This is a genomic window from Variovorax sp. TLI9-5A (assembly GCF_056867935.1).
Genome location: NZ_CP200310.1, coordinates 4,362,039 through 4,376,324, shown reverse-complemented (window position 1 = coordinate 4,376,324; position 14,286 = coordinate 4,362,039). Strand labels below are relative to the sequence as shown.

The following is a 14,286-nucleotide window of genomic DNA, read 5'->3' as shown; positions in this document are numbered from 1 at the left end:
TCCTGAAACAAAAGGCCGGGCATCGTTCCTGCAAAATGGAGCGATGCCCCACAGCGTCTCCCTCATCAACACGATCGCCGCCGGCCTGGGGCTGGCGCTCATCCTCGGCTTCCTGGCGGCCAGGCTGCGATTGCCGGCGCTGGTGGGCTACCTGCTGGCGGGCGTGATCATCGGCCCCTTCACCCCTGGCTTCGTGGCCGATGCGGGCATCGCGGCCCAGCTCGCCGAAATCGGCGTGATGCTGCTGATGTTCGGCGTGGGCCTTCATTTCTCCCTCGACGACCTGCTGGCCGTGCGCAAGATCGCGCTGCCCGGCGCGTTGGCGCAGATCGTGGTGGCCACGCTGCTGGGCGGCGGGCTGGCCATGTGGTGGGGCTGGAGCCTCGGCGCGGCGCTGGTGTTCGGGCTGGCGCTGTCGGTGGCGAGCACGGTGGTGCTGCTGCGCGCGCTCGAAAGCCTGGGCATCCTCGATTCCTTCACCGGCCGCATCGCGGTCGGCTGGCTGGTGGTGGAAGACCTGGCGATGGTGCTGGTGCTGGTGCTCATGCCGCCGCTGGCGGGCACGCTCGGCGGGCAGGGCGCGACGGGCGCGACGGGCGGAGGGGGCGGAGGGGGCGGTGCCGATCCGCTGTGGCAGACGCTGGGCCTCACGCTGCTGCAGGTGGGCGGCTTCGTGGCGCTGATGCTGGTGGTGGGGCGGCGGGTGTTCCCGTGGATCCTCTGGCAGGTCACGCGCACCGGTTCGCGAGAGCTGTTCACGCTGTGCGTGGTGGCGGCGGCCGTGAGCATCGCCTATGCGTCGGCGGCGCTCTTCGGCGTGTCCTTCGCGCTGGGCGCCTTCTTTGCCGGCATGGTGATGCGCGAGTCGCAGTTCGCCCACCGAGCCGCGCAGGAATCGCTGCCGCTGCGCGATGCCTTCGCCGTGCTGTTCTTCGTGTCGGTCGGCATGCTGTTCGACCCCTCGGTGCTGCTCGAGCGGCCGCTGCAGGTGCTGGCGGTGGTGCTGGTGATCGTGGTGGGCAAGTCGGTCGCGGCCTGCGCGCTGGTGCTGGTGTTCCGCTATCCGCTGGGCACGGCGCTCACGGTGAGCGCGAGCCTGGCGCAGATCGGCGAGTTCTCTTTCATCCTGGCCGGGCTGGGCGTGTCGCTGGGCTTGCTGCCGGTGGAGGGGCAGAGCCTGGTGCTGGCCGGGGCGCTGATTTCCATCGCCACCAATCCGCTGTGGTTCAGCCTGATCGCGCCGATGCAGAAATGGCTGCACGCCCATTCCTCCTTCGCGCGCGGGCTGGAGATGCGCGACGACCCGCTGGCCGAGCTGCCCATGACCACAGAGGCCAGGTACCTCTCGCGGCAGGTGGTGCTGGTGGGTTACGGGCGCGTCGGGCGGCGCATCGCGGCCGAGCTCGACGCGAACGACATCCCCTATGTGGTGGCCGAGCAGAACCGCGAGCTGGTCGAGAAGCTGCGCGAGGCCGGCACGCCGGCGGTGTGGGGCGACGCGGCCGACCCGGCGGTGCTGATCCAGGCGCACATCGCGCGCGCCCGCGTGCTGGTGGTCGCCACGCCCGACGCCATGAACGTGCGCCAGATGATGGAAACCGCGCACACACTCAATCCGGCCATCCAGACGGTGATCCGCAGCCACAACGAGCAGGAGGCCCGGCTGCTCACGCAGGAAACCTCCGCCACCGTGTTCCTCGGCGAGCACGAGCTTGCCCAGGCCATGGCCCGCGACGTGGTGCAGCGCGCGGTGTCGATGGCGGTGCCGGCCTGAAAGTCCGGACCGGGAGGCCCGGCTCAGAGATCCTCGATCACCAGCGTGCGGTAGCGCTGGGCGATGGAGTAGGGCACGGTGCGCACCAGCTCCATCATCTGTTCGGCCGCGGCGCCGTCCTTGGTCCTGACCAGCAGGCCCGTGTGGCCCTCGCGCGCCAGCTTGGCGAAGGCGCGCACGGTGGCCGCGTCGGTGCCGGCGGACGGCAGCGGATCGTCGGCGATCTTCACCGTGGGCACGATTTCGCTGAGCACGGTTTCGGCGGGGAGCAGGTAGACCTCGTCGCCGCTCACGCCCTTTTCGATCAGCCGGTGGCCGATGCGGTCCGCGTCCTCCGCGCTCGGGAACATCACCAGCGAGTAGCCGGTCGGGTAGAAGGCGCCACCGATGCTCGAGCGCATGCGGGGTTCAAGAGTGAAATGCTTCATGCTGCCTCCTGTTCTTGTGGAAGTCCCTGAATACAACATTAGGTTGCGCCTGGGCGCTGCTCTGTAGGAGAACCCCTAAAGCTCTGTCAACCGCCCGCCTCCGTCGCCTGTTCAATCATTCAGCAGTCAGCAAGCACCGTCATCCTCGCCTCATGCCTTCTCCCAGGAACATCGCACTCACCGTCCACGAGCTGGAGGCGGGCGAGTTCTACTGGGTGCTGATGGAGGCCGTGGACGGCGCCCCCGGCGACACCACCCATGTCTACGTGCCGCTGGAGGCGGCCCACGAGCCCTATGCCACCTACTCGAACGCGCTGGTGGCGGGCGTGGCCATGATGCGGCGGCTGTTCGGGCCCGACGGCAAGCCGGGCTCCTGAGGCCCGGCGCAAGGCCTCCCGGCCAGGGCTCTCAAGGGGCGCTACCTATAATCCCGCCGTTGCGGCGCGGCAGTTTTCATTGATCGCGGCGCCGGACAACACGGTTCGAAGGTGCCCCGCACGCCATCTCATCGATGGCGACGGGGTTAAACGGGAAGCAGGTGAGCCGCGCCGTCGTTCTCCTCTCTGGAGATCGATGGACGCGTCGATTCCTGCGCTGCCCCCGCAACGGTCAGCGGATCTGGAAACCCTCGGGCTCGTGCCTCCTCCATCGGCACGGGCAGCCACTGCGCTTCGGCGTGGGAAGGCGAGGGCTTCCGCCACGGCGTGATTCAAGACAGAACACGCAGCGGCACTCCGCAAGCCCGGATACCGGCCTTCGCAACCGCCTTCGGACGCTGCGGGAGTGCGTGTCCGGGCCAGCCGCCTACCGCGCCCGCCGCGGGCCGCCGCAGCCCTTTCGCCCCTCCCGCCGCGTCCTTCATCGAGCAGGAGCCTGCGGGGACGCAGGCCGGAGGAGAAGTTTCATGGGGCATGCATCGCAAGGGAGCGATCGCAGGAGAGCGTCGCCGCAGCGGCTGAGGCGCTGGGCGCGGTTTTCGGGTCTTTCGAGTCTTTCACTGGGTTGGGGGCTCGCCCTGGGCCCCTGTGCGACGGTCTTCGCGCAGACGCCCGACGGCCAGACGCTCAAGCCGATCCAGGTCGACGCCGGGCGGCACGCGCCGCTGGCCATCGACGAGCCCACGCAGACCGGCAGCCGCCTCGGCCTCACGCCGCTTGAGACGCCGGCCAGCGTCGAGGTGCTGACGGGCGACACCATCCGCGCGCGCGGCGATGTCTCGGTGATCGACGCCGTCACCCGCACCACCGGCATCACCGGCTCGCCCGGCCCGGGCAACGGCGGCACCGCGCTGGCGGCGCGCGGCTTCCTCGGCCACGGCTCGGTGATGCAGCTCTTCGACGGCACGCGCCTGTACGCCGGCGCTGGCACCGTCACCTTTCCCTTCGACACCTGGTCGGCCGACCGCATCGAGGTGCTGCGCGGCGCGGCCTCGGTGATGTACGGCGAGGGCGCCATCGGCGGCGCGATCAACGTGGTGCCCAAGAAGCCCACGCGCGGCCCGATCCGCAACGAGGCGCTGGTTTCCGCCGGCTCCGACGCCACCCGCCAGGTCGCCTTCGGCAGCGGCGGGGCGATCAACGACAGGCTCTCCTACCGCTTCGACATCAGCCAGCGCAACACCGACGGCTTCATGCAGCGCGGCGAGGCCGAGAGCCTGGCCGTGAGCGCGGCAGTGCGCCTGGACGTGTCGCCGCAGCTGCAGTTCACGCTCTCGCACGACGAGGGCCGCCAGTCGCCACAGCGCTACTACGGCGTGCCGCTGATCGACGGCCGCCTCGGCAGCCAGACCCTGCGCCAGAACTACAACGTGGACGACGCCGAGATCAAGTACCGCGACAAGTGGACCCGCCTCGATGCCCAGTGGACGCCCAGCGACGCCGTGACGGTGCGCAACCAGCTCTACCGGCTGGAGAGCAAACGCCACTGGCGCAACAGCGAAACCTACAGCTACAGCGCCACCACCCGGCGCGTGACGCGCGGCGACTACCTGGAGATCGGCCACGACCAGGAGCAGATCGGCAACCGCACCGACGCCACCTTCAGGCACGGAATGTTCGGCCTCGCCAACCAGGTGCTGGTGGGCTTCGACGTGAACCGCATCGACTTCTTGCACACCAACGACTCGCCCTACGGCGGCCGTTCGGTGGTCGATCCCTTCGTCTTCAGCCCCGGCTACTACGTCTCCCCGGTGGCCTATACGCCGCGCTACAAGACCAAGACCAGCACCTACGCCTTCTTCGCCGAGGACAAGCTGGCCTTCAACCAGCAGTGGTCGCTGGTGGGCAGCCTGCGCTGGGACCACGCGAAGATCGCGCGCGCAGACCTGCAGAACGCCGCCAACAACTTCGGCAAGACCTTCGAATACGCCACCGGCCGCCTCGGCGTGGTCTACGCGCCCGATGCCTCGCAGTCGTTCTATGCGCAGGTGGCGCGCGCGGCCGATCCGCTGGGCTCGCTGGTGACCACCTCGGCCTCGCAGGCGGCCTTCGACCTGAGCACCGGCAGGCAGGTCGAGGTCGGCTACAAGCGCCAGCTCGCGGACAACCGCGGCGCATGGACAGTGGCGGCCTACCGCATCGAGAAGAACAAGCTGCTCTCGCGCGACGCCATCGATCCCACCGTCACCCAGCAGGTCGGCAGGCAGTCTTCGGAAGGCATCGAGGCCACGCTGGATCTGGCGCTGACCTCCACGCTGCGGCTGGAAGCCAATGTCGCCAAGCTGCGCGCGCGCTATGACGACTTCAACGAAGTGGTCAGCGGCAAGCTGGTCTCGCGCGCGGGCAACACGCCCACCGGCGTGCCCGAGGAGGCCGCCAACCTCTGGCTCACCTGGCGCTTCCTGCCGCAGTGGGAGGCCGATGTCGGCCTGCGCTACGTGGGCCCGCGCCAGGTCGACTCGGCCAACTCGCGCAAGATCGGCTCCTACACCGTGGCCGATGCGGGCGTGAGCTGGCAGGCGAACCCGTCGCTCAAGCTCGCGCTGCGCGCCTACAACCTGGCCGACCGGCGCTACCCGGTGTCGTTCTCGAACGGCGGCAACCAGTGGCTGCTGGGGCGTCCGCGCTCCTTCGAGCTGTCGGCGCTGGTCAGCTTCTGATGAACGCGGGCAGGACGAACGCATGACCTCCGCATGGCGCCGCGCCTGGCCGCGCATCCGCCACTGGCTCTACTGGACGCACCGGTGGCTGGGCATCGGCGGCTGCCTGCTGTTCGTCATGTGGTTCGTCTCGGGCGTGGTGATGATGTACGTGGGGTATCCGAACCTCACGGACGAGGAGCGCCTCGCGGGGCTCTCGCCGCTGCGCTTCGGGCAGGCGGTGGTGTCGCCGTCGGCCGCGCTCGAAGCACTGCCGAAGGAGGCGCGCGCCCAGCCTCCGCGGCGCATGGTGCTGGAGATGCAGGGCGGAAACAACGCCGGCCCCGTCTGGCGCATCGTCGATGCGCGCGGCGGTCGGCACACGGTCTCGGCGCGCGACGGCCGCGTACCCGGCCCGGTCGATGCCGCGCAGGCCGAGGCCATCGCGCGCGACTTCTCCGGCCATGCCGGCGCCCGCTGGGCCGAGACGCTGGAGCGCGACCAGTGGACCGTGCCTCAGGGCCTGAACCCGCTGCGTCCGCTGCACCGCATCGAGGTCGGCGACGCGGCGGGCACCGAGCTCTACGTGTCGCAGCGCAACGGCGAGGTGGTGCGCGACACCACGCGTTCCGAGCGCTTCTGGAACTGGCTGGGCTCGGTGCCGCACTGGATCTACTTCACGCCGCTGCGCGCCGATCCGCCGCTGTGGCACGACGTGGTGGTGTGGCTGTCGGCCGCCTGCATCGTCTCGGCGGTGACGGGCATCGTCATCGGGATCCTGCGGGTGCGCCTGAGGCGGCGCTTCCGCAACGGCGCGGTCACGCCCTACAGCGGCTGGATGGCATGGCACCACATCGCGGGGCTGATCGGCGGCTTCTTCGTGCTGACCTGGATCGTCAGCGGCTGGCTGTCGATGAACCCCAATGGCTGGTTCCAGCGCGGCGCGGGCGATGCGGCAGCGACGGCGAGCTACACGGGCGCCGGCAAGTCGCCGTTCCCCTGGCCGCCGGCAGCGCTGCCGGCAGGCGAGGGTGCCGATGCGCCGCGCGAGGCCGCGCTGCTGTGGTTCGACGGCAGGCCGCTGCTGCAGCTGCGTGATGCGAAAGCGCGGGTGCGCGTGATCGATGCAGTCACCGGCGAACCGGCTACCGTCGCGCAGGACGACATCCTGCGCGCTGCCGCCCGCCTGCGCCCTGGCTCGAACATCACCGAAGCCGTGCTCCAGACCCGGGAAGACTTCCACTGGTACGGCCACCACCGCGAGCGCATCGTGCCCGTGTGGCGCCTGCAGTTCGACGACCCGGCGCGCAGCCGGATCTACATCGACCCGGCCAGCGGCCAGGTGGCCGGCAGCAACGACGGCAATTCGCGCCTGCGCCGCTGGCTCTTCAACGCGGCGCACAGCCTCGACTTTCCCTGGCTCATCCAATACCGGCCGGCCTGGGATCTCGTGGTGTGGCTGCTTTCCATTGTCGGCGCCGTGGCCTCGGCCAGCGGCGTCGTGATCGGCTGGCGCCGGCTGCGGCGAAAGCCGAAGCCGGCGGCCGTGCCGGGCGCGTGGCATGAGCCGCGGCGTTCATGAACGGGGCTTGCGTGAGCCTGCCTATCCACCAACAATCAACTTTCGCACCGCGGTGCATTTCAGGAGGTGCTCGATGCACATCGAACCAGGTCTAGTCGACGGATCCAAGATATTCCTCAGCTACGCGACGGCGGCAGCCGCGCTTGCCTACACCGGCAAGGTCGCGTTCCAGATGCTCATGAAGGACGGGCCCGCCGCGCTGGTGCTTCGCTCCGCCATCGCCGTGGCGCTGGTGTTCTGCTTCTTCGAAGTGTTCCCGCACCATCCGGTGGGCGTGTCCGAGGTGCACCTGATCCTGGGCACCACGCTGTTGCTGGTGTTCGGGCTCGCGCCGGCGGCCATCGGGCTGGCGGGCGGGCTGCTCATACAGGGCCTCTTCTTCGAGCCGCAGGACATCCCGCAGTACGGCATGAACGTCACCACGCTGCTGGTGCCGCTGTTCGCCACGGCAGTGCTGGCGCGCAGGATCATTCCCGAGAAGCTGGCCTATGTGGATATCGGCTACCAGCAGGCCTTCAAGCTCTCGCTGGCCTACCAGGGCGGCATCGTGGTGTGGGTCGGCTTCTGGGCGCTGTACGGCCGCGGCAGCGGCGTAGAGAACCTGGGCCAGATCGCCAGCTTCGGCGCCGCCTACATGACGGTCGTGCTGGTCGAGCCGCTGGTCGACCTCGGCGTGCTGGCTGCCGCGAAGGCATGGCGCCGTCTGCAGGGCACCGCCCTCGTCGAGCGTCGCCTGTACGGCGGCGTCTGATCCACGCTTCTCGCACGCGCTTCCTTTTCCCCGAGAGCGCCGCGGCCCACTTCGACAGTGCGCCGCCGGGCGCCCGTCTGCCGCTCATCCATCGCGCCGCCATCGCCGGCGGCGCCTGAAAGACCTTCTCCCATGACACAAGCAAGCAACGCCAAGATCCCCGTCACCATCGTCACGGGCTTCCTCGGCAGCGGCAAGACCACGCTGCTGCGCCACATCCTCGGCCATGCCGAGGGCCGCCGCATCGCGGTGATCGTCAACGAGTTCGGCGAGCTCGGCATCGACGGGGAGATCCTGCGCGGCTGCGGCATCGGCTGCGACGACGAGGGCAACGAGCGCGAGGGCGCGCTGTACGAGCTGGCCAACGGCTGCGTCTGCTGCACCGTGCAGGAAGAGTTCCTGCCGGTGATGCTGCAACTGGCCGAACGGCGCGGCGAACTCGACGCGGTGCTCATCGAAACCTCCGGCCTCGCGCTGCCCAAGCCGCTGGTGCAGGCCTTCCAGTGGCCGGACATCGCCAACATCTTCACCGTCGATTCGGTCATCACCGTGGTCGACGGCCCGGCCGCCGCCTCGGGCCAGTTCGCCGAGAACCCGCAGGCCGTCGACGAAGCCCGCCGTGCCGACCCCAACCTCGACCACGAGTCGCCGCTGCACGAGCTCTTCGAAGACCAGCTCTCGGCCGCCGACCTCGTGGTGCTCAACAAGACCGACCTGATGGACGACGCGGCGCGCGCCAGGGTCGAGGCGCTGGTGCGCGAGGAGCTTCCGCCAGAGGTGAAGATCGTCGCCGCCAGCGAGGGCAAGCTGCCGCTCGCGCTGCTGCTGGGCCAGGGCCGCGCGGCCGAGGCCACCATCCACCTGCGCGAGAGCCATCACGACCACGAGGAAGACCACGACCACGACGAGTTCGACTCGCTCGTGATCGAGCTGCCGCCCGTGGACCGCGACAGCCTCCTGGCCGTGCTCGGCAAGCTGGTCGAGCAGCACACCATCTACCGGGTGAAGGGCTTCGTCGCCGTTCCGGGCAAGCCGATGCGCCTGCTGGTGCAGGGCGTGGGCCGCCGCTTCGACCACCACTTCGACCGCCGCTGGCGCGACGGCGAGGCGCAGCGCACGCGGCTGGTGTTCATCGGCGAAGACCTGGACGAAAGCGCGCTGCGCAAGGCGCTCGAAGAGGCGGGCGCCGTCGCCACGGCCTGACGCCCTGAGCGCATGCACCTGCTGAGCACCCAGCCCGGACGCTTCGTCGAGGACGACAGCGTCGTCACCCGTCTCGACCAGACGCCGGGCGACATCGTGGTGCTCAGCTCGGCCGACACCACGCTCGCGCTGCTCGCCGCCGCGCGCACGGCACTGGCGGCCATCGACCCCGGCTATCCGTCGCTGCGGCTGGCCAACCTCATGTACCTGCGCCAGCCGGCATCGCTCGACCTCTACGTCGACGAAGTGCTGCAGCATGCGCGCGTGGTGGTGGTCGACCACCTGGGCGCCGAATCGGCCTGGGCCTACGGGCTGCAGCAGCTCGAAAAACTGGCCAGGCGCAAGGGCCAGCAGCTCGCGATGTTTTCCGGCGATCTGCAGGAAGACGAAGACCTGCTCGCGCGCGGCACGTTGTCGCGCGCGGTGAGTCGCCAGCTCTGGCAGTACATGCGCAGCGGCGGGGCGGGCAATGCGATGCAGTTCCTGCGCGCGGTCGCCTTCCACGGCCTGGGCCACGGCGAAGCCCCGCTGCCGCCGCGCAGCCTGCCGCAGGTGGCGCTGCACGTGCCGGGCGGCGTGGGAGCGGCGCACACGGTGGCCGGCATCGACGACCTGCGCGCCGGCTGGCATGCGGGCGCGCCGGTGGTGGCGCTGGTGTTCTACCGGTCGCACCTGCTGTCGGGCAATACGGCGGCCTTCGATGCGCTGGCGGCGGCGCTGACCGCGCACGGTCTGAACCCGCTGCCTGTCGCGCTCGATTCGCTCAAGGACCTGCTGTGCCTGTCCACGCTGCGCGAGCTGTGCGCGGAGCACGACGTGCAGCTCGTGCTCAACACCACGGCCTTCGCGGCGCTGGGGCAGGGCGGCCAGGGCGAGGATGTGGAGTTGGCCGGCGACGCCCCCGTCCTCCAAGTGATCGTGAGCGGTGGCAACCGCGAGGACTGGCTGGCCGACAGCCAGGGCCTGCGCCCGCGCGACATCGCGATGCAGATCGCGCTGCCCGAGATGGACGGCCGCATCGTCACGCGGGCCGTGAGCTTCAAGGGCCTGTCGCACCGCTGCGAGCTCACGCAGACCGAGGTCGTCAACTACCAGCCCGAGCCCGACCGCATCGCTTTCGTGGCCGAACTGGCGCGGCGCTGGTGCAGGCTGCGCAGCCTGCGCGCGGACGAGAAACGCATCGCGCTGATCCTCGCCAACTACCCCGGCAGTGAAGGCCGCATCGGCAGCGGCGTGGGGCTGGACACGCCGGCCTCGGTGATGGCGATCCTGCACGCCATGGCAGCCGACGGCTATGCGCTGGGCGATCCCGGCGCGATGCCCGCCGATGGCGATGCGCTGATGCGCAGGCTGCAGGAAGGCATCGCCAACGACCCGTCGCAGTGGGCCGCGCGTCCTGCGTGGCAGAGCTTCGCGCTGGCCGACTACCGGGCGTGCCTGACGCGCCTGCCCGAGGGCATGGCGGCCGCCATCGATGCCCGCTGGGGCACGCCCGAGCAGGACCCGATGCTGCGCAACGGCCGCTTCATGATCGCGGGCCTGCGCCTGGGCCGCGTGTTCGTCGGCATCCAGCCCGCGCGTGCGCTCGGCAGCCTGGGCGCCGCCGACTACGCGAGCTATCACGACGCCGAGCTGGTGCCGCCGCACAGCTACCTGGCCTTCTATTTCTGGCTGCGCGAGGCTTTCGCGATCGATGCGGTGGTGCACGTGGGCAAGCACGGCAACCTCGAATGGCTGCCGGGAAAGAGCATCGCGCTGTCGCAGGCCTGCTGGCCCGACGCGATCCTCGGGCCGCTGCCGAACGTGTACCCGTTCATCGTCAACGACCCGGGCGAGGGCGCGCAGGCCAAGCGGCGCACGCAGGCGGTCATCGTCGACCACCTGATGCCGCCGCTCACGCGCGCAGAGAACCACGGCCCGATGCAGGACCTGGAGCGGCAGGTCGACGAGTACTACGACGCGCTGCTGGTCGACGCACGCCGTGCGAAGGTGCTGCGCGCGCAGATCCTTGCTGCCGTTCGCGCCCAGCATCTGGTCGAGGAGCTGGGCATGCCCGGCCCGGAGGAAGACGACGCCGTGCTCGCGCGCGTGGACGCCTACCTCTGCGAACTGAAGGAAACGCAGATCCGCGACGGGCTGCACGTGTTCGGCGCTTCGCCGGACGGGCGGTTGCGCCGCGACACGCTGCTGGCGCTGGCGCGCTATCCGGCCGCCGACGGCGCGGGCGCGAATGCCGGGCTGCTCGGAGCGCTCTCGCAAGACCTGCTGCCCGACGACGCCTTCGATCCGCTCGACATCGACGCGGCCCGCCCATGGCAGGGCGCGCGCCCCGCGCTGCTGCAGTCGGTGAGCACCGAGGCATGGCGGCACCAGGGCGACACACGCGAGCGGCTGGAGCTGCTCGCGCAGCGCCTGCTCGAAGCGGGCGAATGTCCGCCCGGGTTGCCGAAGACAGCAGCCGTGATGAGCCGCATCGCACAAAGCCTGGCCCCCGCGCTCGACGCCTGCGGCGCGCAGGAGCTGCACCAGCTCTCCCGCGCCCTGCAGGGCCGCTTCGTGCCGCCGGGGCCGAGCGGTTCTCCCTCGCGCGGCCGGCCCGACGTGCTGCCCACCGGCCGCAACTTCTATGCCGTCGACACCCGCGCCATTCCCACGCCCACGGCCTGGATGCTGGGCCTCAAGTCGGCCGCGCAACTGGTCGAGCGGCATCTGCAGGAGCACGGCGACTATCCGGCGGCGATGGGCCTGTCGGTCTGGGGCACCGCCACCATGCGCACCGGCGGCGACGACCTGGCGCAGGCTTTCGCGCTGATCGGCGTACGGCCGAAATGGGCGCCGGGCAGCCAGCGCGTGGTCGATTTCGAGGTGCTGCCCACGGTCGGGCTCGGGCGTCCGCGCATCGACGTCACGCTGCGCATCTCGGGCTTCTTCCGCGATGCCTTTCCGAACGCCGTGCAGATGTTCGATGCTGCCGTGCAGGCCGTGGCCGCGCAGGAAGACGAAGACGCCGAGCGCAACCCGATCCGCGCGCGCATCCTGCGCGAGGCCGCCGCGCTGCAGGCGCAGGGCATGGCGCCCGAGGCAGCACGCACGCAGGCCGGCTGGCGCGTGTTCGGCTCGGCGCCCGGCAGCTACGGCAGCGGCCTGCAGCCGCTCTTCGACCATGGCAGCTGGCAGACCGACGACGACCTGTCGAAGGCCTACGTCGGTGGCAGCGCCCATGCCTACGGGCAGGGCAGCGACGGCGTGCCGGCGGCCGACGCGCTGAAGCGCCGGCTGCGCGCGATGACCGTCGTCATGCAGAACCAGGACAGCCGCGAGCACGACCTGCTCGACTCCAACGACTACTACCAGTTCCAGGGCGGCATGGCCGCCGCCGTGCGCCACCTGAGCGGCCGCCAGCCCGCCATGTACCACGGCGACCACGGCAACCCGCAGGCGCCGCGCGTGCGCACGCTGAAGGAAGAAATCGGCCGCGTGGTGCGCTCGCGCGTGGTCAACCCCAAGTGGATCGACGGCGTGAAGCGCCACGGCTACAAGGGCGCCTTCGAGATGGCCGCGACGGTGGACTACCTGTTCGGCTTCGACGCCACCGCGCGCGTGGTCGGCGACCACCAGTACGCGATGGTGGCCGATGCCTACGTGCTCGACGACGCCACCCGCGACTTCGTGAATGAACACAACCCGCGCGCGCTGCACGACATGCTCAGCCGCCTGCTCGAGGCCATGCAGCGCGGCCTCTGGCAATCGCCCGGCGACTACCGCGCCCGGCTCGAAAACCTGCTGCTCGACCACGAGCAGCGGATGGAAGGAAGCCTCCGATGACGACCACCGCCGCCGCCATGCCGGCGCCTTTTCCTTTTTCCGCGATAGCGGGGCAGCCGCATCTGCGGCAGGCGCTGCTGCTTGCCGCTGTCGATCCCGGCCTGGGCGGCGTGCTGATCGAAGGACCGCGCGGCACAGCCAAGACCACCGCGGCGCGCGCGCTCGCCGAGCTGCTGCCCGACGCGCCCTTCGTCACGCTGCCGCTGGGCGCGAGCCTCGAAAGCCTGGTCGGCACGCTGGACCTGGGCCGCGCGATGGCGGGCCACGAACTCCAGTTCGCACCCGGCCTGCTGGCGCGCGCGCACGGCGGCGTGCTCTACGTGGACGAGATCAATCTGCTGCCCGACGCACTGATCGATTCGCTGCTCGACGCCGCTGCCAGCGGCGTCAACGTGGTGGAGCGCGACGGCATCTCGCACCGCCATGCCGCGCGCTTCGTGCTCGTGGGCACCATGAATCCGGAAGAGGGCACGCTGCGCCCGCAGCTGCTCGACCGCTTCGGCCTGTGCGTGCAGCTGCGCAACATCGACGACCCGGCCGAGCGGCAGGCCATCGTCCGCGCGCGGCTGGCTTTCGATGCCGATCCGCAGGGTTTTCGCGACAGGCATGCGCGGGCGCAGGGTGAGCTTTCGTCGGCGCTGGTCCGCGCACGCGCGCTCGTGGCCGATGCGTCGGCGCTGCCGTATACCGATGCGGTGCACGAAGCGGTGAGCGAAATGTGCATCGCCGCAGCCGTCGACGGGCTGCGTGCCGACCTCGTGATGCTGCGCTCGGCCCGCGCCCTCGCGGCCTGGGAAGGTGTTGCGGCCATGACGCCGGACCACGTAAAGCGGGTGGCGGAGGCCGTGCTGTTGCACCGGCGCAAGCCTGAGGCCGACGCACCCGCTCCTCGGACTGCGCCGTCCGACGCGGGTAGCAAGACCGGTGGCGATGCGGGTGGGCAAAGCAGCGCGGACGACGGCGATTGGGGCGCCATGCCCCCCGAGCCCGTCGGCATCGAGCGCGTGAAGCCGCTGCGCCCGCTGATCGACTCGCGCCAGCAGCAGCAGGCCGCCCCAAAAAAAGCCTGAGCCTCCGGCACGCCACACCGCCCGCTGGCGCACGCCAGGGCGACCGGAGGCAGGGCTCGCAAAGGGACGCATGGCATGGGACCGCGACGCAGGGCTCGGCCTTCGACTGGCCGCGCACCTTTGCCGCGCGCGGCGCCGACCGGCTGCGCGCCGAGCATCTGCGCAATCGTCCTCGGGAAGCTCGCAGCGGCGTGCTCCATTGCTTCCTGCTCGACTGCTCGGCCTCGATGCGCAACGACGGCAACCTTGCCCGCGCCAAGGGCCTGCTGCTGGCACTCATGCAGGAGGCCTATCAGCGCCGCGACCATGTCGCGCTGCTGTGCTTCGCCGGTGAAATCGCCGAATTGCGCCTGCCGCCACGCCGCGCCAGCGCCTGGAACGACGACTGGATCGCTCCGATCGCGGCCGGCGGAGGCACGCCGTTGGCGCTGGGCGTGCGGCGCGCCGACCAACTGCTTGCGAAGAGCGGAACCCGGCAGAACTGGCTGTGGCTGCTGACCGATGGCCGCAGCAGCGAAAGCCCCGAGCGGCCCGAGTCGGCCGATGTGGTGTGCGTGGTCGATTTCGAGGCGGCGCG

Annotated in this window: 9 protein-coding genes, 1 pseudogene and 1 riboswitch; of the genes and pseudogenes, 9 read left to right on the top strand and 1 reads right to left on the bottom strand. The window is 70.4% G+C overall.

The features are described 5' to 3' along the window. The first annotated feature begins 43 nt into the window (after positions 1–43). A complete protein-coding gene (locus AC1VNX_RS20715) occupies positions 44–1,774 on the top strand; it encodes a cation:proton antiporter domain-containing protein (RefSeq protein ID WP_483158951.1) in 1,731 nt (576 codons plus the stop codon). 23 nt (positions 1,775–1,797) lie between these two features. On the opposite strand, the gene AC1VNX_RS20710 is transcribed toward AC1VNX_RS20715, so the two are convergent. Further along, positions 1,798–2,202 carry a hypothetical protein gene (locus tag AC1VNX_RS20710; RefSeq protein ID WP_483158949.1) on the bottom strand — a complete coding sequence of 135 codons (405 nt, stop codon included), beginning with the start codon at positions 2,200–2,202 and terminating at the stop codon, positions 1,798–1,800. Positions 2,203–2,354: 152 nt separating this feature from the next. On the opposite strand from AC1VNX_RS20710, the gene AC1VNX_RS20705 reads away from it, so the two are divergent. The 8 genes and pseudogenes from AC1VNX_RS20705 to AC1VNX_RS20670 all read left to right on the top strand — a co-directional run. After that, positions 2,355–2,579: a hypothetical protein gene (locus tag AC1VNX_RS20705; RefSeq protein ID WP_483158947.1), complete on the top strand. Its 225-nt coding sequence runs from the start codon at positions 2,355–2,357 to the stop codon at positions 2,577–2,579. A 93-nt stretch (positions 2,580–2,672) separates the two neighbouring features. After that, positions 2,673–2,974: riboswitch (cobalamin riboswitch) on the top strand. A 132-nt stretch (positions 2,975–3,106) separates the two neighbouring features. Further along, positions 3,107–5,299, top strand: a complete 2,193-nt coding sequence (locus tag AC1VNX_RS20700; RefSeq protein WP_483158945.1) for a TonB-dependent receptor — start codon at positions 3,107–3,109, stop codon at positions 5,297–5,299. 22 nt (positions 5,300–5,321) lie between these two features. Then, positions 5,322–6,860 carry a PepSY domain-containing protein gene (locus tag AC1VNX_RS20695; protein WP_483158943.1) on the top strand — a complete coding sequence of 513 codons (1,539 nt, stop codon included), beginning with the start codon at positions 5,322–5,324 and terminating at the stop codon, positions 6,858–6,860. Between the two features lie 73 nt (positions 6,861–6,933). After that, the gene (locus AC1VNX_RS20690) at positions 6,934–7,611 is read left to right on the top strand and encodes an energy-coupling factor ABC transporter permease (protein ID WP_483158941.1); all 678 of its coding nucleotides are present in this window, start codon (positions 6,934–6,936) and stop codon (positions 7,609–7,611) included. A 132-nt stretch (positions 7,612–7,743) separates the two neighbouring features. Further along, a complete protein-coding gene (gene cobW / locus AC1VNX_RS20685; protein WP_483158939.1) occupies positions 7,744–8,814 on the top strand; it encodes a cobalamin biosynthesis protein CobW in 1,071 nt (356 codons plus the stop codon). 12 nt (positions 8,815–8,826) lie between these two features. Next, positions 8,827–12,639: a cobaltochelatase subunit CobN gene (cobN, locus tag AC1VNX_RS20680; RefSeq protein ID WP_483158937.1), complete on the top strand. Its 3,813-nt coding sequence runs from the start codon at positions 8,827–8,829 to the stop codon at positions 12,637–12,639. Then, entirely contained in the window at positions 12,636–13,709 is a 1,074-nt protein-coding gene (locus AC1VNX_RS20675; RefSeq protein WP_483158935.1) for a magnesium chelatase ATPase subunit I, read from the top strand. Before cobN ends, AC1VNX_RS20675 begins: the two co-directional genes overlap by 4 nt. A 191-nt stretch (positions 13,710–13,900) precedes the next feature. Further along, a pseudogene (locus tag AC1VNX_RS20670) lies at positions 13,901–14,230 on the top strand (vWA domain-containing protein); the annotation flags it as partial. Positions 14,231–14,286 lie beyond the last annotated feature (56 nt).

Excerpts from the sequence above, each read along its gene's own strand:
- AC1VNX_RS20700 (WP_483158945.1), top strand. The coding sequence starts at position 3,107 with ATGGGGCATGCATCGCAAGGGAGCGATCGCAGGAGAGCGTCGCCGCAG.
- AC1VNX_RS20715 (WP_483158951.1), top strand. The coding sequence starts at position 44 with ATGCCCCACAGCGTCTCCCTCATCAACACGATCGCCGCCGGCCTGGGG.
- cobN (WP_483158937.1), top strand. The coding sequence starts at position 8,827 with ATGCACCTGCTGAGCACCCAGCCCGGACGCTTCGTCGAGGACGACAGC.
- AC1VNX_RS20675 (WP_483158935.1), top strand. The coding sequence starts at position 12,636 with ATGACGACCACCGCCGCCGCCATGCCGGCGCCTTTTCCTTTTTCCGCG.
- AC1VNX_RS20710 (WP_483158949.1), bottom strand. The coding sequence starts at position 2,202 with ATGAAGCATTTCACTCTTGAACCCCGCATGCGCTCGAGCATCGGTGGC.
- AC1VNX_RS20695 (WP_483158943.1), top strand. The coding sequence starts at position 5,322 with ATGACCTCCGCATGGCGCCGCGCCTGGCCGCGCATCCGCCACTGGCTC.
- AC1VNX_RS20690 (WP_483158941.1), top strand. The coding sequence starts at position 6,934 with ATGCACATCGAACCAGGTCTAGTCGACGGATCCAAGATATTCCTCAGC.
- cobW (WP_483158939.1), top strand. The coding sequence starts at position 7,744 with ATGACACAAGCAAGCAACGCCAAGATCCCCGTCACCATCGTCACGGGC.
- AC1VNX_RS20705 (WP_483158947.1), top strand. The coding sequence starts at position 2,355 with ATGCCTTCTCCCAGGAACATCGCACTCACCGTCCACGAGCTGGAGGCG.